Raw genomic sequence first — 20,699 nt, 5'->3', positions numbered from 1 at the left:
TTTATAAAAATGTAATTTAACATAGCCTATACTTTAAAAGGGTTTACGATACATCAAGCAGAAAATAAGGATTAATCTTAGAGAGGAGAAACGACTTGGAACAGGAAATTGAATCCAAATTTATTGCTGAGATTGTACGATACGGAGCATCCTTATATGACACATCCGTAGAGGAACTGACCAGCATTGGCGGTTCCATGAATTTTGTATACGAATACCAAAGAAATGGACACCCGTATATTCTACGGTTTACGCCGACTGAACACCGCAGTATGGATTTAGTCAAAGGCGAATTAGATTGGCTACTATACTTGCATTGTAACGGTCTCTCTGTATCTATACCAGTTGAATCCACACAAAAAAATTTAGTTGAATATGTCCATGTAAATGATTCCTCTTTTATCGTCACCTCTTTTCTTAAAGCAAAGGGAAAAGCCGTTTCTTACCCTGACTGCCTTCATGACCATGAGCTGTATTATAAATGCGGTGCAGCCGTTGGGAAATTACATGCTTTCTCCAAGGCTTATACCCCTTCAACTCAGACCATACAGCGTAAAGACTGGCACCACAATTTTTACTTGATGAATATGCACAAGTTTATTCCTGCTGATCAAACAAAGGTAATTCTAGGCTGTACGAACACTATTTCCTTAATTAAAGAATTGCCGATTGATGCTGAATCCTATGGATTGACTCACGGGGATATTCATGTTGGAAATTTGAGGGTAAATGAGAGCGGGATTACGTTGTTTGACTTCGATGAAGCCCAGTACAGCTGGTTTGTTGATGATATTGTCACTCAGCTATACTATCTGGTTTATGTGTACGGCGGGGATGACGGAAGAGAGCTGCGCGAATCCCAGGCGGCCCGTTTTATGGAGCATTTTATGAAGGGTTACACTCTCGAGAATACGATTGATGATTATTGGATTAAAAAGATCCCGTGGTTTCTGCTTCTTCGGGAAATCATTGTCTACATCGGCATGTACAAAAATCATCCTGATCTATCTAAGTTAAATCAATGGGGCAAAGATTATATTGCCGAAGCCAAAATAAGAATTGAAAATGGCATTCCCATTGTTGATATTTGGAATTGATGCATGCAACAAAAAAAGAGGGGCGGCGCCTCTCCATTTAAGTAATATAGAGTACTCGACATGCACTGGGAGTATATTCCTTAAATTTCCTTCTCGTGCTATAATCGCAGAAGCAATAGAAAGGCTGATATGGGCGGTCGGCTAATCTCCCGGAAGGGAGGTGATGCCATGGAGGTTTATCAAGCGCTGTCGTTAATGTTCATGTTTGGCATGTTCATTTTGGCTCTGCTGAGTTACCTCAAAAAGAAATAGACCGCCCCGGTCAAAGGATGCGGTCTATTTCGTGAGGCCTACCTTGTAAGCCGCCGCCCTTAAAAGCGGCTATTGCTCGGAGAGTCGTGTTACAGCACGGCTCTCTTTGCATTGTACGCTGTTTCTGCGCTCATTATACCACATTTTGAATTCAAATATATTACTTAATATATTACTTAATATATTACAAAAGGTCAGATCGTCATTGGCCTTTCAAAAATATTTCAAACTCGCGCTTTGTTTGCTGATATTAACTGAGTATCCGCAGATTTCCCAGGCCCTAAAAAGGGCAAGGCTAAGGGAAACTTAGGATAGCGAAAAAAGTGTCGATCTTTCGATAGCGAACAAACCCTTGATACACAAAAAGTTATTAGCTCATCAATCCCTCACTAACAGATCTACCGTTTTCACATGTGTTGGGTAAGCAGAGTCAACATATGAATAAGTGAAGTCTGATTGAGGGTACACGAAAATAACTCTCGCGATCCCATACATGATCTGTTGTTAAATTCGCCTTATCCGTATATATCTCCAATTCAGGCCTTCCTACCGGTTCCAGCCTGTATCAACTCACCTTGCAAAGCGACTTCAGGCTGCTTCGTTTTCTTAATGAAGAAGGACATCACGAGCCCGATTGCTCCAAAAATAATAACGGCTAAATAGGCATCGTTCATCCCCGCTATAGAGGCCTTCTGCAGCAATTGCGCCTGATCGTGAATCACTCCTTCGGCAGCTATCCTAACCGCATGAAACTGCGCCCGGTTGGTTAGAATCGTGACCAGAAGCGCTGTGCCAATAGCACCCGACACCTGCTTGACCGTATTGGAAATGGCGGTTCCGTGAGCATGGTACGAAGCCGGAAGCTGGTTAAGCCCCGCGGTTGTAATCGGCATCATGAACATTGCCATTCCGATTCGTCTGCCGGTGGACAATAGCAGAAGATAGGTATAGCTTGTGGAGTCCGTTAACGAAGTAAAGCCGATCGTTGTCACAATCGTAATGGCGATGCCGATGACCGACAGCCATCTTGCTCCAAACCTGTCGAACAGTCGGCCCGCAACGGGCATAAGCAAGCCCATAAGCAAAGCGCCCGGCAGCATCAAAATTCCGGCTTCAAATGCCGTATAGTGCCTCATGTTCTGCAAATAGATTGGAAGCAGCATCATATCCGCATACATGACCACCGTCACAACAACATTAATAAGGGTAGTCAGCGTAAACATGTTGTATTTGAATGCTTTCAGTTCCAGCAAGGGATTTTTGCTTTTAAGCTGGGTTACTGAAAACAGAACCAGCGAGATCAAGCCAACGAGCAAGGTTACAATCACTTCGGTCGCTGTCCAGCCGATTGCGCCTGCTCTGCTGAATCCATATAGTAAAGTGCCGAATCCAACAGTGGACAAAATCATGCCGGCAATATCCAGCTTGGGATAGGCCCGCTCCGTTACATTTTTCAAGTAAAAAAAGGCCAGAAGGATAACCAGCGCCGCAAACGGAATAATGACATAGAACAGCGAGCGCCAGACGTAATGATCAAGCATATACCCGGCATAGGCCGGACCGATTGCAGGGGCAAAGATAATGGCTACTCCAATAAGCCCCATTGCGCCTCCACGCTTCTCCTCAGGATAGATGGCAAGCACAACATTCATCAACAGCGGCATTATGATGCCTGCTCCTGCAGCCTGCACAAGACGCCCGATGAGCAGCAGTTCAAAGCCAGGAGCTACTCCAGATACAACAGATCCGGCAAGAAACGCAAGCATAGCTGAAAGGAATAATTCACGGGTCGTAAAGCGCTGCATTAGATAGGCTGTTATAGGAATAAAAACTCCATTTACCAGCATGTACCCTGTTGTCAGCCATTGAGCCGTTGTGGCCGCGATGTTAAAGTCTGTTATTAACTCTGGAATAGCCACACTCATAATCGTCTGATTCAGAACGGCTATGAAAGCGCCCAATATCATGATGAACAACAGAGGTCCTTTATTAATCTTGTTCATTAATTCAGCACTCCTTTTTGTTCCAAAAGATCTGCGGTTGCCCTCCATAACTTGTTCTGCATTTCAGTATCCCCGCCCGGGCTCACAGGCCCAATGGAATCCCCGGTTCCAACGTTAAAATATCCTCCCGTCACCTTCTGGTACTTCGGGTCCACAACCAACCGGGTGATGATTTCAGCTCCTTTACGCGGGTCGCCAATATGGAGTAATTTTAAGATGCGTTCAAGTATGGGCGCGAACCAAAGCTCACGTCCAAGTCCTGTAACATTGAACCCGGGGTTCAATGCATTTACACTGATTCCGGTTCCGGTTAACCGGCGGCCCAGTTCAGCTGTGAACATAATATTGAGGAGCTTGGTTTTTCCGTAGATGGCAGATGAGCCTCTGGCTGTAAATGGAGTGGTATCGGTTAAATCACCCGGCAGCTTTAGAATCCCGTGATTTCGCGAGGCTTCTGAAGCCACATTTACAATTCTGGCCTTTCCCGCGTTCCTTAAGGATGGTTCCAGCACTTGTGTCAATAACCATGGTGCCAAGTAGTTCACCGCAATCATTTCAGGAAATCCCTCAGAGGTACTCCGCTGTTCAAAGGCATGGAGCCCTGCATTGTTCACTAGCACATCAATCTTGGGAAAAGCAGCTGTAATTTCCTGTCCAACACGTTTCACATCCTTCATCAGGGACAAGTCCCCATAAAAGAAATCTACTTTTGTTGAAGGTGAGCTTTCTTTGATCCATTGCCTTGTTGCCTCAGCCTTCTCCTTACTTCTGGCCGTCATGACAAGGTGAGCACCGCGTTTCGCCAAATCCATGGCAACAATTCGCCCCAGCCCGCTAGTTGCTCCAGTGATGACGACGATGGGTTTAGTCATAATAATTCTCCTCTGTGTGGTATACTTTTTTGTGCAATAATTCCTAAGCTCTAGAAAAATGGCTACGGTCAATATTTGATTGACATATGTCAACTATATTGATTTAATGGATATATGTCAACTACTTATACAAATTTAATCTTATCGATAGAGGATGTGGGCAAAGCAGTGGAACATAATCAAGATCATGACATGGGCAAAAATGAGATAAGAGAGCAATTGGAACTACAGCTTGGCGAACAGCTTCATGCGCTTATCAGCGCCTCCCATGCGCTAAGTGTCAGAACTGCAGGACGTTTCGATCCTTCCATCCAGCCTGCGGCCTTCCATATTATTCGTTGGCTCTATTCCTACGGACCAACAAGCGCTGCCGCTCTCGCGGAATCCACAGCCATGGACCGCAGCTCCGTTAGCCGCCTTGTTAAACAGCTTGAGACTTTAGGTTATGTGAATAGAGAAAATTCGCCCGATGATGGACGAGGGGTCCTTCTGTCTCTCACTGAGCTCGGACACCAAATGACCATTCATGCCCTTAAGGAGAAAGAAACCGCATTCTATGAGCGAATTTCCAATTGGGACAATGATCAGCTTGAAGCATTCATTACGATGCTTAGAAAATTTAATGGATTGGATCAGCTTCACGCGTGAAAAAAGAACCCTCATCTCCACTTCATGGGTGGATTTGAAGGTTCTTTTGCTTGGAATATGGGACTCGCTTATTCATGGATTCTGGCAAAAGATAAGGAGGAAAAAGTCATACCACTCAATCGTACTGCCAATAAAAGCGAGATAGAACATATAAAAGCTTCCGATGATCTGCATAACAATTAAAATTTTAGACATTTCCGTGATAAGCATCTGACCAAGGACGAGTGTGAACCTTCATTGGATTGAAATCATCAATTCATAGAAATATTTGGATTCATGAGACTTATTAAGACGATACCAGGCATCTAATGTTTTTGAAGAAAACACACCCAGAGCTCTCAAGACGTGTACAGAAAACTCCAACGGAGCTATTCCAGATGCAGTGATCAGTTTTCCATCAGTTACAGCAGACTCCATTTTGTAATACTTTTCGCCCGTGTAAGTGGGACAGATCATTTTAAGGTATTCCAAATCATTGCTTGTATGCCAACGCGAATTCAGCAATCCTGTCTGGGCAAGTGCCATTGTAGCACCACAAATTGCGGCAACCAATACACCTTTCTTTAAACACTTCTCAACGATTTTTAAGATGGGTTGGTGAATTGCTTCTAACCATGTCTCTCCACCGGGTAAAATCAGTGCATCTGTGCTTTCAATGCTGCACTCATCCAGTTTGATGTCAGGCAGTATTTTCAATCCGCCCATTGTAGTCACAGGAGTTTTTTCAATTCCCACGGTAACTATTTTTGATGGGGACAGCCCCTTTTCATAATATCTTCCCGAGTTCAGCTCGGCAGTTAAGTAACCTATTTCCCAGTCTGACATTGTGTCAAACACATAAAGATATACCGTATTATTCATTTGTAAGTTCTCCTCATTTTACAATTCATCAAGTGATACCAATCATTCATCGGTAATCAATGATTATCACCATTATAAAATAGCTTCACTGACATCTGCTGTCAGTGAAGCTATTAAAGTTGATAGTATTCCATTAACTCCGACGCAATAGCAACAAGTTTTCCCTTCAAACTCTGTGGTTCGATTACTTGAATGGATTTCCCGTAGGATAGGAGAAAATTAGGGACATATGTATGAATTGATTTTTCCTCAAGTAAAAAGATTGCTTGATTTGATGTCCGCTCTTTCAGATGATGCCCCAAAAACCAATGCAGGCATAAGTCATCCAATGCCTCTGACCTGCCTTCGATAATTAAAGAAATTAACCCGTCCTTGCACGCTAAATCTGGTAACAGATTTTGCATAAAAAATTCACGGGCCGAAAATGCTTCGGAACGCTTAAATATGATTTGAGTACGCTTGATTTGTAGAATCCGTTCTGCCCGGAAGCTGCGAATCTCATTCCTTAGGTGGCAAAATGCAACAGTATACCATTTATTGTTCCAGTAAACCATTCCATAGGGGTCTATCACCCTATTCTTGGGTTGTTCTTCCTGCCTTGTGCGATAATCAATTTCTACAGAGAATTGGTTTGCTACAGCCTGCTCCAATTCCGCCAATACTGGCTGAACAGAAGGGTTTCCCATGCGGTTTATAACTTCAAATCCGGCTAAATAACGGCTTAGTCTACTTTCCTGCTCCTGATTCGAATACATTTTCAATTTTGATGTCGCATTGCCTAATGCCTCACTCAAAGGGTATCCGGCTTCTTTTGCAAAAACAGCAGCATGAAGGAGTGCCTTTTTTTCCTCAATATTAAATAGCAGAGGTGCTCTAATAAAATGATTCAGCAAGCTATACCCACCATTATGACCTGTGTCGGATATTATAGGCACTCCACTGGCACATAGTGCATCAATGTACCGATAAACTGTCCTTATATTTATTTCTAACTTTTCGGATATTTGTTTTGCAGTCATTTTTACGCCCGAATTCAGCATCCATAGAATTGCCAGCATATTATCCTTTTTTGGCATAACATGAACCCTCTTCTTTTATTAAACCTCAATATTTTATAAATAATTTAGAAATAAGGGATACAAATATTTTAATAACTATTCCTACATGTACTTTATAATAATAATCTTCTTTTTTCTACAGCCAACCTTTTTCCTTCCAGAATTTAAAGTCAGCCAAGTCTTGAGGTGCATTTGAAAATGCTGTTTGCTGCATTTTAAATGCTAATAGTTTTAACAACGATGGCTTTACGGGGCTTGCATCAATTAATTTTTTGTAGAATACCTAGCATAAAAGACAACAGCGAAGCAACGAAGCTAAGACCAACTGCTCCCGTTGACACTACTACCATTGCTTTTTTTCCATGGAAATCTGGTCGATGGCAGCGGTAAGCAAAGCGGTCCAAAAAGTTCTTTCATCATTCTTTTCATTCAATTCTCTTTCTATTTGATTAACAGTCCTATACGTATTTCCATTTGTTTTAGGACTCCCGATTATTGCAAGTATTTTCAATCTTCACACCTCCTTGGCTTATTAATGTTTCAACTTTCAAAAAGAAAAGGCATGATAGTAATCACTCTCACGCCTTAACTCCAATATATTCCATTCAATCAACCATTGTAAAATTTGCATCTTCGATTCATTCGATAGAGCCTTGAAGATTTCGATTGGTTTCATGCGTTTCATTACCCTTTGATAGATCCGACCAGAGCACCTTTGACGAAAAAGCGTTGAAGGAACGGATACACGAACAGCACAGGCACGGTGGCGATGATGATCGTCGCGTATTTGATCGTTTCGCCGATTTTCAGCGCTTCCCCCACGCCGGTGCCGGAGGAGATCGTATCCGTCTGGTTGTTAATGAGAATTTCGCGGAGCATGAGCTGGAGCGGATACAGCGTGCGATCCTGGATGAACATCGACGGGAAAAACCACATGTTCCATTTGTCGACAGCTGTATATAGCAGGATGACCGCAATCACAGGCATGGAGAGTGGCACGACAATCCTCGTCAACATCGTAAGGTGGCCGGCACCGTCGATCTGGGCAGCTTCCTCCAAGCTGGGAGGCAGTGATAGAAAGGCCGTTCTCATAATGATGAGGTGGAACGTCTTCACTGCGAACGGAAGAAGAAGCGCCCATAACGTGTTCATCAGGCCAAGCTGCTTGACGACCAGATAGAACGGAATCATGCCTCCGCTGAAGAACATCGTCACGACCACGAAAATCATCAGAACCTTATTCCACAGCACGTTGCTCCTTGACAGGACGTAAGCCCCCAAAATGGTCAGTATCAAATTTAGGACGACCCCGCCGGCGACCAGCCGGATTGTGTTCCAGTAACCCGTCCAGACGGCCGGGTTGGATAAAGCGCGCTCGTACGCAAATGTGACGAATCCGAGAGGCTTCAAGAGAAGCCCCCGGTGGGCAAGCAGCCGATCCCCGTCGCTGAGTGAAGCGAAGAGCACATAGAGAAGCGGATATAACGTGACCGCGATAAGTACCGCCAGCAGCGTATAGACGACGACGTCCAACAAACGATCGGATAAGCGCATAGGTTCCTCCTTACCATAAACTGTTTCGGCTCAGTCTGCGGCTCAAGGCATTCGCAAACAGTAGTACGGCCAAATTAATCACGGAATTAAAGAGACCAACCGCGGAGCTGAAGCTCCAGTCGAAGTCGATCAGCCCTTTTCGATATACGAAGGTGGATATCACATCCGCCGTCTCGTAGGTAACGGGGTTGTAGAGCAGGATGATTTTCTCGTAACCGACCTCCAGCATATACCCGAGCCGCAGAATCAGCATGATAATAATCGTCGGTGCAAGACCGGGCAGCGTGATGCTCCACATCTGACGCAGCCGGCTTGCGCCGTCGATGCGGGCGGCCTCGTATTGCTTCGGATCAATCGCGGTCAGCGCCGCCATGTAAATAATCGATTCCCACCCTGCCCGCTGCCAAATTTCTGACAGTACATAGACGCCCCGGAAAAGGCCGGGCTGCTGAAGCATATCCTGGCCGTCTGTTCCGCTTATAAACGTGTAGACCAGATTCACTAGCCCGTCACTTCTGGTCAGATCCTTCACAATGCCGCAGACGACGATCAATGAAACAAAATAGGGCATGTACGAGACGGTCTGGACAACATTCCTGAAAAAGCGGCTGCGCACCTCATTGATGAGCAAGGCCAGTACGATCGGTGTCGTAAACTCGAACAACAGAGAGTAAGCGCTCAGCAGCAGCGTATTTCGCAGCAACCGCCAGAAATAATGACCATTGACGAACGCGTAAAAGTGGTCCAGGCCGACCAATTCGCTGTCCCATAACTTTAATTCATTGTGCCCACCTTTAAAAGAATCTCATATAGATAAACATTGAAACCCAAATGGCAAGAAGTACCCAAACAGCGATGAACAATGTTGCCGTAAACCAGTTCTTGGGCTTGCTTTTTATTTCCTGAGCCTTTGCTCTGTTTTCTTCAATTACATCTTTGGGAAGCATTTTAAGGGCAAGAAATATTCCTAAGGGGACGATGATTAAATCGTCTAAATATCCCAAAATTGGGATGAAGTCAGGAATTAGGTCGATGGGGCTAAACGCATAAGCTACAACGCACAATGTAAACAGTTTTGCATACCATTTGACCCTAGGGTCGCTGTAAGACAGATATAGAATGATTAAATTAGACTTTAATTGCCTTGCTCGAAATTTCATTTTGTCTAGAACGGATTGCTGTTCCATGTGTTTGTATACTTTCCTTTCAGATAGATTAAAACAATGTACGCACATTGATTCAATACCCGTTTTGGACGTGTTCGTGAGTTATAAACACCGAACAAACTGAAATTGCATATAAATGCCTATAAAGTTCCTAATGTAAAGAGGCGAATATTATGGCTTCAAATATTGATTACACCTCTCCATCAACTCAATACGCATTTGACGTAAATACCAGCCCTTTGTTTAAAAAAGATAACAACAATTACATTAACGTTTTAGGTATTCAACAATTAAACACTTTGGAAAATGTGTCTTTGTTGGATATTTTCCTAAGCGCCAATAATGTTGTAGAACCGCATTATCACCAAAATGCTGCCGAGTTAGTCTACTGTATTTCTGGTGCTGCAACGGTATCCATACTGAACCCCTTTACAAAGCAAATTCTGAATTACTCTATTACCCCCGGTCAAGTGGCAAATGTTCCACAAGGGTGGTGGCATTATGAAATAGCTAATGCTGATAACTCTCATCTATTGGCTATTTTTGATGCACCAACTCCAGAGGTGATTTTAGGTTCGGACATTTTGAAATTTACTCCCGCGAATATTATGGCATACACTTACTGTATGGATGAAAATAAATGGAGGGAAGCCATTGAACCCGTTCAACCAACAACTTATATAGGTCCTTATACAAACTGCAGCAGTTATCTTTCCCAGATGTGTTTACAGTATCAACAACAATTCAATCAACAATATTATCAAACGTACCAACAAACTCCGCATATGCCTCAGTACCGGCATGGCTAAACCATGCGAGCCATCCGCTTGAACTTCAATCTTTTCAACTAAACGATATGTAGGATAATGTCAGGGTGCATAGTATACATCGCTCAGACGTTCATATTTAGCTTCTGAGCAATGTATTGTGTACCCCTCCCATTGCCTAGCCATCGACAAATACAGGCTACAACAGAGTTTATGGCTGTTTGACACGCCTGAAATTTTTTGAATATTCGATAGATGTAAGATAAGCGCCTTGAAGAGGGCAAGAAATCCTAGATTTATGACACTTATGACCGTACGTTAAACCAAAATTTATATTGAATAAATATCCATTATGTTGCATAATTATTAATGCTGTTTCAAATAGTTTCCATTTTAGTAGAGGGGGTTTATAGATGCTGATAAGAAAGGCAGTACTGAGTGATTCAGAGGCGATATATGAATTAATAGAACAGTCCGAGTTCCGGGACAACTATTACAATGCTTCTATGTGGCAGTTGAACTAAAATAGTCGGAGTGACCAGTTTACATACATTAGATTTTGACTTAGCAGAAATACGTTTTTGTAGATAAAGACAAATTGCCACAAAAATATGGAAGGATTATATTAATTGTTCAAAATTCAAGTCATGTGATGAAATTGCAATGCAAATAAACGTTTGAGGGAGAGGAATAATGGAACTTACATGTGAATCCAGTAACCTGGATGATTATTTAGAAGAAACTGAAGAAGTTGATTATGGTCATTTCTCGATAAAAGATATAACAACAGAATTATATAGCCAATCGTTAAATGAAATTGAATTTGTTAAATCCGCGTTTGAATTTGTTCGTGATAACATATCTCATTCGTGGGATATTCAAAGTTCACGCATTACATGCAGAGCATCTGAAGTCCTTTTCTTCAAAGAAGGAATTTGTTATGCAAAATCGAATCTATTGTGTGCTTTATTAAGGTGCCAAGGAATACCAACTGGTTTCTGTTACCAACGTCTAACTTTAGGAGATACTCCTGATACAGGTTACGTTATCCATGCGTTAAATGCCGTTTATCTGAGGTCAATTGGAAAATGGATTCGTTTAGATGCACGTGGAAATAAATTGGGGGTGGATGCTCAGTTCTCACTAGAAGAAGAGAAATTGGCTTTTCCTATTCGTGAATTATACGATGAAATGGATTATCCTGTGATTTACACGACACCAAACATAAAAACAACCACCGTATTACTTCAAAATTCAGATTGTACTTCGATGTATCTTTATGGTTTGCCTTCAGATTTGTAATCTTAAATTTTTATTGAACTAATAAAATATTAGAGTAATAATCTCATGACCGCCTATACCTAAATGGCGGTCATATTTTTGTTCATGACTTGACATATTATGATAGCAGACCCAACAAAAAGAGGGGTTCAACGCCCCTCTTTACTATTTCCGCTAATACATCTCAACTATTAATCTTTCCTGACTAACAGTGAGCAACACTCAACATGTGTTGTGTGGCTATCACAGATGGAGTTATGAATCTATCATGCTGCCGTATGCCGCGGCTTGCGCAAAAAAGCTCCGCCATGAAAGCGGAAGACACAAAAATCTGCCTTATGCAATAGTTTTTGCCTTTATCCGTGAGGACGATATAGCCACCTCCTCGGGTCTGTTAGGCATGCAACTGATTTGGTACTAATAGAACAGTCCTAATCATATTTTTATAAAAGAAAACCATGAGAAGGAGGTTAAGTTAGTTGATAAAAGTTAAAGTTGGTTTACGACCCATTGTTAGTAAGATAAATTTACCCACTGTCTTGAAGACAGCCATACTTCCGGGCGACACAATCGAAAAATTATTTATTGCAACCCAGGTAGGAGAGATCTTTTGCATAGGAAACGGAATGATCGGGACTTTTTTGGATATTCGCCCGCGAATCCTAAAACTAGGTGTTTCTGGTGGTGGATATGATGAACGGGGACTATTAGGACTAGCGTTTCATCCCCAATTTTATTATAACGGCCTGTTTTATCTTCATTATTCAGTAGCTGGAACACAAGGACCAGGTGCTCTTCCAGGTGCTTTTGAGTCATTTAAGCCTAACCCGTGTGACCCCAATACCTTAAACCTAAAGTGGATAAATAGGGAAATTCAATATGATCATATTGATACAGTTGAAGAATGGATTTTACAATCGAATGGTCAGCCTCAAAAACGACGGACACTACTTCATTTAAGAAGACCATTTTTAAATCATAATGGTGTCAATAGCTTAAACTTTTCACCTGAAACAGGAAAGCTTGTTTTAACAACCGGTGATGGAGGATCAGGCTATGATCCATTTAATTTAAGCCCGGATGATATGGAAATCGCCGGCAAAATAATTGAAATTGATGTAGCTAAGAATACATATATCGATAATCCACCCGTAGTTACACGTTTTAATGAACTTCCCGTACCCATTCAGGAAACGCTTACGGTGATTGCTAAAGGGGTTCGCAATATACCAGGCATTTCATATCAAAGGTTTTATAATCAGTATATCAAATATGTGGGAAATGTCGGACAGGATCTGGTAGAGTCCATTTTTTCATTCATTCATTATAAACCAATACCGGTTACCCGGCTTGTTCAGGGTACTTTAATAAACTCTGAACCTGACCAGGAAGGATTTATTAACTTTGGCTGGCGAGGGTGGGAAGGTGCTTTTCCTACATCGATAATAAGAGGCTGCTCTGCAAATTCGACTTTGGATGAGAAAACCATTGCTTATTATGATGAAGCAGTAAAAACTTCAGTACAGCGTCTTCAGCCTCTAATTAGTTATTTTCATAACGATCCCAGGCCTGATAAGTTTGGAGCAACTGCACTTACAGGAGTCCAGCCATATATGGGGAATAGAATCCCCGAATTATCGGGAAGCGTCGTGTTTACCGATCTGGCTCGGAATGAAGAATCTCAACCTCCGGCTAGAGGAGTTTTAGCTTATACCAGGGTACGAACAGATGGTAAACTAAATGATTTTAGCGTTATAGAAACCGATTATAATTTTGGGTCTCAATCCGCTTATTATGTCAGTTTGGGAACGAATCTAGATCAAACCAGACTATATTTAGGGGTTTATGGATCTATGAAAGTGGCTGATTTTAACCAAGGTACTGTTTTTGAAATTGTTCCATGATTTATAGGCTCAAAACTGCTTGAAAGAGTCGGATAGATATGAAGCATATCGATGAACTGCTCGTCTTCGCTGGTGGTAAAGCTAAAAAGTCTCGAAACCATTGTAAATACTGCGATTTCGTGTATCACGGCGCTTGTAGTCTTACTACACACTCCACATGTGACGAGGTGACAGGGAGTACAAGTTGCAAACTTATCCGCTCAACTCGAGGTTTCATCAAGATGAGTCGCGTAGTACATAAGACCTCGTTTGAAATACTGAAGCTTCTCATCAGTAGTTGTCTCCAGCAAATGGGTCAAAACGATTTCCATCGCTTCCTTATAATACTGCGTGTTATACAGAGACATCGCATGCAAGACCTGGATAGCCCGGTTATGAGGAAACTCTTTCACACCTCGACGCAGTACTTCCTCCGCTTGCTGGTAATATCCCAAATAACGATAAGTGCTTCCCAGGCCTAGCAGGCATCTCTCAAGATCCGGTCCGGAGAGCCCCAATTCGAGGGAACGCACATAATATGGTATAGCCTCTGATCCTAATCCGGAATTGTCATGGGCCACTCCTGTCTGAAAGACAATCTCCGCGTCATCGGGGTAAACAGCGGCCAAGTCTAAAAGCAGCGTTCTGGCTTCCTTTAGGATCGCCTGGTCTTGCTTGGCCCGTCCCTCTTCTCGCAAACGAATAGCTTCTGCTAAACGATCTCTCGTCATCGCTTCCTACTCCCTTTCTAATTCTTTCCCGCTATCTATCCTCAAAAATAGAGGACTCTTTGAATCTCTTACTAACTAAATCATTGAAGCTTTACAATATCCTTCCGCACTAACAGTGAGCAACACTCCACTGTATTGAGTAGTAGTGAAAACAACTTTAATTCATTGTATCAAAAGAATCTCGTATAGATAAACATAGAAACCCAAATGGCAAGAAGCACCCAAACAGCGATGAACAATGTTGCCGTAAACCAGTTCTTGGGCTTGCTTTTTATTTCCTGCTCTGTTTTCTTCAATTACATCTTTGGGAAGCATTTTAAGGGCAAGAAATATTCCTAAGGGGACGATGATTAAATCGTCTAAATATCCCAAAATAGGGATGAAGTCAGGAATTAGGTCGATGGGGCTAAACGCATAAGCTACAACGCACAGTGTAAACAGTTTTGCATACCATTTGACCCTAGGGTCGCTGTAAGACAGATTCAGAATGATTAAATTAGACTTTAATTGCCTTGCTCGAAATTTCATTTTGTCTAAGACGGATTACTGTTCCATGTGTTTGCATACTTTCCTTTAAGATAGATTAAAACAATGTACGCACATTGATTCATTACCCGTTTTGGACGTGTTCGTGAGCTATGAATACCGACCATAAACTTCCCTCGTATTTCAGGAGGATAAATATCTCCAACAATCGCAAAGGTAATCGGCATTAAAGCTCCTGCGCCCAAGCCCTGTATACCTCGAAATAGAATCGAGATCAAGCCTATATTCGGTTTAGTCATTGACATTTCTTCACGCTCCGATATTCGAAATAAACGAGGATTGTTCTCCATGGAAGGTTAGCGTCAATGCGTGCATGGCTCTCGTGCACGCAATATACAGCAGGCTTCTGTCTATATCCGTCTTATAATTCGATACGTCAACAAACGGCACGATCACATGGTCGAACTCCAAGCCTTTTGCCATATGGCACGAAGTTCCATAATCCCCTTATGAAATTGGTCGCTGCTAAAACTGAGCAAACAGATAAAAGAGTTTATGGCTGTTTGACACGCCTAAAATTTTTTTGATTACTCGTTTGCTGTAAATTGACGCTGACAGTGGAATAAATTTCAAAAAGCCTCACCATGTGTGTTAAAATTGCTCTATATTCTGCATGCTGAAAGGGAGTATATGACAGCCTCAATAAATATATTAGGAGTTCCCTTTTCCAAATTAACGCTTAATGAAACGGTGCATCTACTGGGCGAACATATCCAAAAAGAACAGTCGAAGTTGTTTCATTTAATCACAGCGAACCCTGAGATTACAATAGCCCACCAAACAGATAAGATGCTTCAAACAATCATACAAGAGGCAGATTTGATTACACCGGATGGGGTAGGCATTGTAATTGCTTCTAAAAGAAAAGGTGAACCAATTTCAGAACGTGTCACAGGTTTTGACTTACTTCTTAGACTATTAGAAAGAGGAAACGAGCAAGGTTGGAGTTTCTATTTTCTTGGAACAGATGAAAAGACGAACCTTAAAGCTGTTGAAGAGGTACGCAGTCGCTATCCAAATGTAGTGGTCGCAGGTCGGCATAACGGTTTCTTCTCCGAAGACAAAGAAAAACATATACTTAATGAAATTCAGCAGTCCAAACCCAATGTACTAATAATTGCAATGGGAGCACCCTACACTGATAAGTGGATTTATAAGAACAAACATAAACTTGATGGTGTAAAGGTTGTTTTTGGCGTTGGGGGGAGCCTTGACGTAATCGCAGGCAAGGTAAAGCCTACACCACCTGTTTGGAAGACATTGAATTTAGAATGGCTTCATCGGTTACTTACTGTTCCTGTTGCTAAGGGACAAAAATCACGGTGGCGGCGCCAATCCGCACTACCTAAATTTTTTTATCGGGCAATCATTAAGAGGTAAGGGCTTGAAATGTTTATGTATTGAATCAAGATGACATGAAAAAAGAGGGGTTTATCGCCCAAAACGATAAGTTAAGTATAGCCAGGCATGTCACAATATGGAACACGACATTTCGAAAAATTGCGCGTAAATTAAGTACGCCTTTTGTGGCGCCGACATACACCCGTTCCCCCGATGTACCCCTTTGCGATTATGTTTGAATTTCAGTTTCAAAAACGAATAGACGTCGATCATTTAGACTGACGCCGATTAGTTCTTAAAAAACGGCAACCCACCTTTATTTCGTCACGATAAAGTTAGGGAGATTTTTTTCAAGATACTTAATTCTTTCCGAATAATCTTGTTTTGCATGAGTTTCCGAAAGTATATTGTTCGACACTAACAAGTCATAAAATGATTTCAGCATCTCGGCTGATATAGCGGAAGTGATCATCATTCTTTGACCGTCGATCAGAACAGAAGATATTTTTTCAGGCTGTACAAGTTCAATCTGTACGCCGTTCCTGTCGATTATGAAATACATCTCCTTCACATTTTCAAACACTAAATGTTTTACTTCTGCCCCGTTTGCCAAGCGACTCTGAACTTCTTTCATTGAATAGCCCGGAATCGGATCATTTATCAGCAGCCATTTTGCAAAATCTTTTGCATCGATTTCATCTGTATCATATTTTTTCCAAACCGCGCCATTATCTTTACTTATCTGTATTGTGTTATCCATCATGACACGAAGATATATTTCGTTGTCCATATAAACTGCACGATACTTTGAAGCCATAAGGCTGTCTATCAACTTCGGTACATCATATTTCTTGTTGAATGTTAAATCGTGCGGCATTAAATCTGTAGTGGTAGCACCTTGATATAATGCGGGCACAATTTCGGCTATAGGCTCGGAATTAGGATTGTCGACACCCGAAGCAGATTCCGTTTTGTCCAATGCAGAAGTCGCAAAGATGACAACAACACAGACTACAAGCCCAATAGCGAGCAGCGTCGTGGTAATAGTGATTCTCTTGGTTTTCATGATCGATATAATCCTTTCTTCGGTCGAGTTTTTGGAAAAGCTACTGATCATCGGCGACAAACCGATTTTCTTTTCTTCCAAACGTACAAGTGCCCTAGCATAAGTAGGTTTCATGTTTTCCCCAAATTTCCGTATGACCGTTTCATCACAGAATAACTCAATATCACGATTAGCAAAGATATACATAATCCATACAAAAGGGTTGAACCAATGGACGCATACGCTAGTGGCAAGAATCCATTTTTTTAGTGTGTCGAATCGCTTGATGTGCGTAAATTCGTGGGTCAGGATGAGCGCAAGTTGTTTCTCTTCGTCATAGTCTAAATTTTTCGGCAAGAGTACAACAGGCCGAAAAATACCGTATGTAAGCGGAGTTGAAATATTATCTAGTTGCCTGATTTGAACATCTCGCCATAACAAATTTGAATGCTGCCATTTTCTTATAAAATCGTTTCTAATAGGCACAGCCATTTTGTAGATTTTGCGATACCTTAAATGCGGAATGATTAAAAATAAAGCACATAACGTAAAACCAACTAACCACACCCATACAATAGGCGATATTTGTGAAGCCGTCTTCAATGGCATAATCGGCGCGGTCACATGTTCTGTAATTGGTGGCATGATTACCGTAGTTCCATTAATAAATGTTGAACTTTCTGGCGTGGGAATCAATTTTGCCACTGTAAACATTCTGCTTAAATGTTCCACTGCCGTAAAAATGCTAAATTGCGATTGAACTGAAACAGGTACAAGCAATTGAATTAGTGCAACACCCCAAAGAAACATAAAGGTCATTTTGGGCAGCTTGTGAATAAGCAAGGAACGTAAGAAAATAACTGTAAGAATAAAGACAGAAGCCGAGATACTTATTTGAAGTAACGACATTCCCCCACCTCATTCCAAACTATCGATTAGACGTTTTAAGCGGTTAATTTCTTCCGTCGATAGCCGTTTCTGCCCCAATAATGACGCAATCAGTCTATCGGGGGCGCCATCATACATTTTATTTATTAATTCTGTTGTTTCGTGTTCTTGCGCTTGCTCTCGTGTAACAAGCGCATGGCAAACGAAGTTAGGTTCCTGCCGCTCGATCGCCCCTTTATCAAGGCATCTCTTGATGATGGTATACGTTGTCGTTTTACTCCAACCTACTTTTTCTTTTGCAATTTCTGCAATTCTCTTTGCTGGGATATCGCCTTCTTTCCACAAGATTTCCATAATATTAAGCTCGCTATCGAATAACTTCATAACCAAATGAAAACACCTCGTCCATATATATTCTACTGCTGTAGAATCACATATTAACATTCTACTGTAGTAGAATCTTTTTGTCGATAGAGTCCTGGAATTTTCTTACACCAGTTCCCTCTTCCACATGCAGCCCTTCTTGATTGTCTTTGAATATTAATATTCAAACCAAAAAAGACGCCGATTATTCGACGTCAATCCATCGTTTCATATCGTTCATGCACGCCCATTCTTCGGCGTTGTCGTCCGTCCATACGATAAGGGCTTCGTCTATCCTTACGTCGATCTCGACGACGTAAAAGGCGGTTTTCTTGCAATTCAATACGGCGGAGTACGACCCAACAGCAAGAAGACCTTGCAAACAAAAAGGCAGAGCTAATATTGGCGTTGGAATCAAAACAGAATTTCGATCAACAGTTACATGCATTCAAAAAAGAAGTAGGACGTTTCATTACGCTTGACTTCGACGACGAGCAAGTAATGAAACAAGTCTTACAACGGTTAATCCACAAAATCGAAGTGTTTGAAGGCGAAAGAATTAAGATTCACTATAACCTTTCTAATCCTTACGCCATCAACTAAGGTACAGTCTATCGGGCTGTATCTTTTCTTTCAAGTCTTACTGTAACCTCCACATGACTCGTCTGCGGGAACATATCGACGGGCTGGACCCACTCGATGGCATAGCCGCCGTCCAGCAGCACCTTGCAGTCCTTCGCCAGGGTCGAAGGGTTGCAGGAGACATAGACGAACCGGTTCGGCTTGGTGCGGAGCACCGCCTCCAGGAACCGGGGGTCAAGCCCCGTCCGGGGCGGGTCGGCGACGATGACGTCCGGGGTCAGGCCAGCCTTGGCCCAGCGCGGCAGCAGCTCCTCTGCAGCTCCGGTGTGGAAGCTGACGTTGCTGCGGCCGTTACGCGCCGCGTTCTGCTTCGCATCCTCGACCGCCTCCGGGATCGTCTCGATGCCGCGCACTTCCTTGGCATACGGCGCCAGCCACAACCCAATCGTGCCTGTGCCGCAGTAGGCATCGACCACCGTCTCTCTGCCGGTCAAACCGGCAGCCGCGCGCACCGATTCATACAGTTTGACCGTCTGCTGCGGGTTGAGCTGAAAGAAGGCGCGCGGCGACAGCGAAAATTGCAAATCGCCCAGCGATTCCTCCATCGTGCCTTCGCCCCATAGCGTCATCGTCCGCTCCCCGAAGATGAGCGGGGTCTTCTTCGGATTGACGTTCAGGGCGATTCCGGTCACTTCCGGCAGCGTCAACCGGAGCATACGGACCAGGTCGTCCTGGCGGGGCAGTCTCGCGCTGGCCGCGACAAGCGTCACCTGCAGATGGCCGGACTGGAAGCCGTGCCGGACCACGATCGTCCGCACGCCGTCTTTGGCGCCATTCTCCTTGTGAAGCGGAATCCGCAGCTCTTCCAGCACGGATTTTACTTTTTCCACTGCGCTGTTGACCTTGGGATGCTGAATCGGACAGCCGCTGATGTCGACAATCTCGTGGCTGCCCGCCTCATACAGACCGGCCACAATCTCATTCCCCTTCCGCTTCAATTGAAGCTGAGCCTTGTTGCGGTAGTTCCAGGGATGCTCCATGCCGAGCATCGGCTTGATCTTGACTTGCTCCAGACCCGCATAACGGGAGAACGCCTCGCGCACCAGCTCCGTCTTGGCCCGAAGCTGGCCCTCATACGAGATATGCTGTATCTGGCAGCCGCCGCAAATGCCGAATACCGGGCAGGGAGGCTCGATCCGGTCGGGTGATCTCTTCTCCACCTCCAGCAGCTGCGCCTTGATGAACTTCGGCTGAAGCTCTGTTACCTCGGCTTTCACGACTTCTTCCGGCAGCGCCCCGTCAATAAACACGGCCTTGCGCCGGTAATATCCGATGCCCTCGCCATTAATGCCGATCCGTTTGACCGTTACCACAATACGGTCGCCGGTGCGAAGCTCTTCGGCGTGCTCCCGGCCTGCAGGATTAGAAGCCTTGCCGCCTCTTCCCGGCTTGCCGCCCGCCAAGGGCTTGTCCGGACGCGGACGACGGCTCCGCTCTCCCGGTACCTTCCCTGTTTCGGAAGTATGGCCCTTCGTATTTTTCAACCGGTCTTTACCAGCTCCGGCTCGCAAGGCCCCCGTTCGTTCCTTATATATTGATGTTCCCTTTGAGGAACGTTTGTGTTCGTTCATGAAGGTTCTCCATTCTCTTTGCTTTTTTCGTGTCCACTATACCATGATGCAGGAAGGAAAGCCATCGCCGGTCAGGCACCGTTTACAAAAAAGAAACGGCTGCGTCTCTTTCTAAAGAACGGCAGCCGTT

Annotated in this window: 21 protein-coding genes and 1 pseudogene; 7 read left to right on the top strand and 15 right to left on the bottom strand. The window is 43.3% G+C overall.

Going from position 1 to position 20,699, the window contains the following annotated elements:
- The first annotated feature begins 95 nt into the window (after positions 1-95).
- Complete coding sequence (locus PSAB_RS04035) at positions 96-1,097, top strand: phosphotransferase enzyme family protein (protein ID WP_025333313.1); 1,002 nt, start codon at positions 96-98, stop codon at positions 1,095-1,097.
- 129 nt (positions 1,098-1,226) lie between these two features.
- Positions 1,227-1,349, top strand: coding sequence for a putative holin-like toxin (locus PSAB_RS26055; RefSeq protein WP_338045071.1), 123 nt, complete (start codon positions 1,227-1,229; stop codon positions 1,347-1,349).
- 536 nt (positions 1,350-1,885) lie between these two features.
- On the opposite strand, the gene PSAB_RS04030 is transcribed toward PSAB_RS26055, so the two are convergent.
- Together PSAB_RS04030 and PSAB_RS04025 are read right to left on the bottom strand one after the other, a co-directional pair.
- The gene (locus tag PSAB_RS04030) at positions 1,886-3,352 is read right to left on the bottom strand and encodes a DHA2 family efflux MFS transporter permease subunit (RefSeq protein ID WP_025333312.1); all 1,467 of its coding nucleotides are present in this window, start codon (positions 3,350-3,352) and stop codon (positions 1,886-1,888) included.
- Positions 3,352-4,224, bottom strand: coding sequence for an SDR family NAD(P)-dependent oxidoreductase (locus PSAB_RS04025; RefSeq protein ID WP_025333311.1), 873 nt, complete (start codon positions 4,222-4,224; stop codon positions 3,352-3,354). Before PSAB_RS04025 ends, PSAB_RS04030 begins: the two co-directional genes overlap by 1 nt.
- A 192-nt stretch (positions 4,225-4,416) precedes the next feature.
- Between PSAB_RS04025 and PSAB_RS04020 the strand changes: the two genes are divergently transcribed.
- Positions 4,417-4,872 carry a MarR family winged helix-turn-helix transcriptional regulator gene (locus PSAB_RS04020; protein WP_038596502.1) on the top strand — a complete coding sequence of 152 codons (456 nt, stop codon included), beginning with the start codon at positions 4,417-4,419 and terminating at the stop codon, positions 4,870-4,872.
- Positions 4,873-5,106: 234 nt separating this feature from the next.
- Here the strand turns inward: PSAB_RS04020 and PSAB_RS04015 are convergent, their stop codons facing one another.
- From PSAB_RS04015 to PSAB_RS03990, 6 genes are all read right to left on the bottom strand, one after another.
- Positions 5,107-5,733, bottom strand: coding sequence for a type 1 glutamine amidotransferase family protein (locus tag PSAB_RS04015; RefSeq protein WP_025333309.1), 627 nt, complete (start codon positions 5,731-5,733; stop codon positions 5,107-5,109).
- Positions 5,734-5,846: 113 nt separating this feature from the next.
- Complete coding sequence (locus PSAB_RS04010; RefSeq protein WP_025333308.1) at positions 5,847-6,809, bottom strand: helix-turn-helix transcriptional regulator; 963 nt, start codon at positions 6,807-6,809, stop codon at positions 5,847-5,849.
- A 325-nt stretch (positions 6,810-7,134) separates the two neighbouring features.
- Positions 7,135-7,302: an NAD(P)H-dependent oxidoreductase gene (locus PSAB_RS26050; RefSeq protein ID WP_226991764.1), complete on the bottom strand. Its 168-nt coding sequence runs from the start codon at positions 7,300-7,302 to the stop codon at positions 7,135-7,137.
- Positions 7,303-7,475: 173 nt separating this feature from the next.
- Positions 7,476-8,345, bottom strand: coding sequence for a carbohydrate ABC transporter permease (locus PSAB_RS04000; RefSeq protein WP_025333307.1), 870 nt, complete (start codon positions 8,343-8,345; stop codon positions 7,476-7,478).
- Between the two features lie 10 nt (positions 8,346-8,355).
- The gene (locus tag PSAB_RS03995) at positions 8,356-9,102 is read right to left on the bottom strand and encodes an ABC transporter permease (RefSeq protein ID WP_025333306.1); all 747 of its coding nucleotides are present in this window, start codon (positions 9,100-9,102) and stop codon (positions 8,356-8,358) included.
- 37 nt (positions 9,103-9,139) lie between these two features.
- Entirely contained in the window at positions 9,140-9,532 is a 393-nt protein-coding gene (locus PSAB_RS03990) for a YkvA family protein (RefSeq protein WP_025333305.1), read from the bottom strand.
- Between the two features lie 152 nt (positions 9,533-9,684).
- Here PSAB_RS03990 and PSAB_RS03985 point away from each other — a divergent pair, with 152 nt between their 5' ends.
- The 3 genes from PSAB_RS03985 (at position 9,685) to PSAB_RS03980 (ending at position 13,463) form a co-directional block, all read left to right on the top strand.
- Positions 9,685-10,320, top strand: coding sequence for a cupin domain-containing protein (locus PSAB_RS03985; RefSeq protein ID WP_025333304.1), 636 nt, complete (start codon positions 9,685-9,687; stop codon positions 10,318-10,320).
- Between the two features lie 651 nt (positions 10,321-10,971).
- Positions 10,972-11,580: a transglutaminase-like domain-containing protein gene (locus tag PSAB_RS24940; protein ID WP_084266425.1), complete on the top strand. Its 609-nt coding sequence runs from the start codon at positions 10,972-10,974 to the stop codon at positions 11,578-11,580.
- A gap of 458 nt (positions 11,581-12,038) precedes the next feature.
- A complete protein-coding gene (locus PSAB_RS03980; RefSeq protein WP_025333303.1) occupies positions 12,039-13,463 on the top strand; it encodes a PQQ-dependent sugar dehydrogenase in 1,425 nt (474 codons plus the stop codon).
- 200 nt (positions 13,464-13,663) lie between these two features.
- Here the strand turns inward: PSAB_RS03980 and PSAB_RS03975 are convergent, their stop codons facing one another.
- The 3 genes and pseudogenes from PSAB_RS03975 to PSAB_RS24930 all read right to left on the bottom strand — a co-directional run bounded on the left by PSAB_RS03975 (position 13,664) and on the right by PSAB_RS24930 (position 15,142).
- Positions 13,664-14,173, bottom strand: a complete 510-nt coding sequence (locus tag PSAB_RS03975) for a tetratricopeptide repeat protein (RefSeq protein WP_025333302.1) — start codon at positions 14,171-14,173, stop codon at positions 13,664-13,666.
- A 170-nt stretch (positions 14,174-14,343) separates the two neighbouring features.
- Positions 14,344-14,701, bottom strand: a pseudogene (locus PSAB_RS03970) (YkvA family protein).
- Positions 14,702-14,968: 267 nt separating this feature from the next.
- A complete protein-coding gene (locus PSAB_RS24930) occupies positions 14,969-15,142 on the bottom strand; it encodes an ATP-binding domain-containing protein (RefSeq protein WP_338045069.1) in 174 nt (57 codons plus the stop codon).
- A 207-nt stretch (positions 15,143-15,349) separates the two neighbouring features.
- Between PSAB_RS24930 and PSAB_RS03965 the strand changes: the two genes are divergently transcribed.
- Complete coding sequence (locus tag PSAB_RS03965) at positions 15,350-16,099, top strand: WecB/TagA/CpsF family glycosyltransferase (protein WP_038595533.1); 750 nt, start codon at positions 15,350-15,352, stop codon at positions 16,097-16,099.
- Between the two features lie 277 nt (positions 16,100-16,376).
- Here PSAB_RS03965 and PSAB_RS24430 read toward each other — a convergent pair whose 3' ends face one another.
- The 4 genes from PSAB_RS24430 to rlmD form a co-directional block, all read right to left on the bottom strand.
- Complete coding sequence (locus PSAB_RS24430; protein WP_025333301.1) at positions 16,377-18,014, bottom strand: M56 family metallopeptidase; 1,638 nt, start codon at positions 18,012-18,014, stop codon at positions 16,377-16,379.
- 9 nt (positions 18,015-18,023) lie between these two features.
- The gene (locus PSAB_RS03955) at positions 18,024-18,377 is read right to left on the bottom strand and encodes a BlaI/MecI/CopY family transcriptional regulator (RefSeq protein ID WP_226991804.1); all 354 of its coding nucleotides are present in this window, start codon (positions 18,375-18,377) and stop codon (positions 18,024-18,026) included.
- Between the two features lie 184 nt (positions 18,378-18,561).
- A complete protein-coding gene (locus PSAB_RS25675; RefSeq protein WP_158442552.1) occupies positions 18,562-18,699 on the bottom strand; it encodes a hypothetical protein in 138 nt (45 codons plus the stop codon).
- Positions 18,700-18,967: 268 nt separating this feature from the next.
- Complete coding sequence (gene rlmD, locus PSAB_RS03945) at positions 18,968-20,569, bottom strand: 23S rRNA (uracil(1939)-C(5))-methyltransferase RlmD (protein WP_025333298.1); 1,602 nt, start codon at positions 20,567-20,569, stop codon at positions 18,968-18,970.
- Between the last annotated feature and the right edge of the window lie 130 nt (positions 20,570-20,699).

The organism is Paenibacillus sabinae T27 (genome assembly GCF_000612505.1).
Lineage (GTDB): Bacteria > Bacillota > Bacilli > Paenibacillales > Paenibacillaceae > Paenibacillus_AQ > Paenibacillus_AQ sabinae.
The sequence above is the reverse complement of the archived record's forward strand: the minus strand, read 5'-3'. Positions and strand labels throughout refer to the sequence as shown.

Excerpts from the sequence above, each read along its gene's own strand:
- rlmD (WP_025333298.1), bottom strand. The coding sequence starts at position 20,569 with ATGAACGAACACAAACGTTCCTCAAAGGGAACATCAATATATAAGGAA.
- PSAB_RS04025 (WP_025333311.1), bottom strand. The coding sequence starts at position 4,224 with ATGACTAAACCCATCGTCGTCATCACTGGAGCAACTAGCGGGCTGGGG.
- PSAB_RS03955 (WP_226991804.1), bottom strand. The coding sequence starts at position 18,377 with ATGAAGTTATTCGATAGCGAGCTTAATATTATGGAAATCTTGTGGAAA.
- PSAB_RS04000 (WP_025333307.1), bottom strand. The coding sequence starts at position 8,345 with ATGCGCTTATCCGATCGTTTGTTGGACGTCGTCGTCTATACGCTGCTG.
- PSAB_RS04030 (WP_025333312.1), bottom strand. The coding sequence starts at position 3,352 with ATGAACAAGATTAATAAAGGACCTCTGTTGTTCATCATGATATTGGGC.
- PSAB_RS24930 (WP_338045069.1), bottom strand. The coding sequence starts at position 15,142 with ATGGCAAAAGGCTTGGAGTTCGACCATGTGATCGTGCCGTTTGTTGAC.
- PSAB_RS04015 (WP_025333309.1), bottom strand. The coding sequence starts at position 5,733 with ATGAATAATACGGTATATCTTTATGTGTTTGACACAATGTCAGACTGG.
- PSAB_RS04020 (WP_038596502.1), top strand. The coding sequence starts at position 4,417 with ATGGGCAAAAATGAGATAAGAGAGCAATTGGAACTACAGCTTGGCGAA.
- PSAB_RS03965 (WP_038595533.1), top strand. The coding sequence starts at position 15,350 with ATGACAGCCTCAATAAATATATTAGGAGTTCCCTTTTCCAAATTAACG.
- PSAB_RS24940 (WP_084266425.1), top strand. The coding sequence starts at position 10,972 with ATGGAACTTACATGTGAATCCAGTAACCTGGATGATTATTTAGAAGAA.
- PSAB_RS24430 (WP_025333301.1), bottom strand. The coding sequence starts at position 18,014 with ATGTCGTTACTTCAAATAAGTATCTCGGCTTCTGTCTTTATTCTTACA.
- PSAB_RS26055 (WP_338045071.1), top strand. The coding sequence starts at position 1,227 with ATGGGCGGTCGGCTAATCTCCCGGAAGGGAGGTGATGCCATGGAGGTT.
- PSAB_RS03990 (WP_025333305.1), bottom strand. The coding sequence starts at position 9,532 with ATGGAACAGCAATCCGTTCTAGACAAAATGAAATTTCGAGCAAGGCAA.
- PSAB_RS04010 (WP_025333308.1), bottom strand. The coding sequence starts at position 6,809 with ATGCCAAAAAAGGATAATATGCTGGCAATTCTATGGATGCTGAATTCG.
- PSAB_RS03975 (WP_025333302.1), bottom strand. The coding sequence starts at position 14,173 with ATGACGAGAGATCGTTTAGCAGAAGCTATTCGTTTGCGAGAAGAGGGA.
- PSAB_RS03985 (WP_025333304.1), top strand. The coding sequence starts at position 9,685 with ATGGCTTCAAATATTGATTACACCTCTCCATCAACTCAATACGCATTT.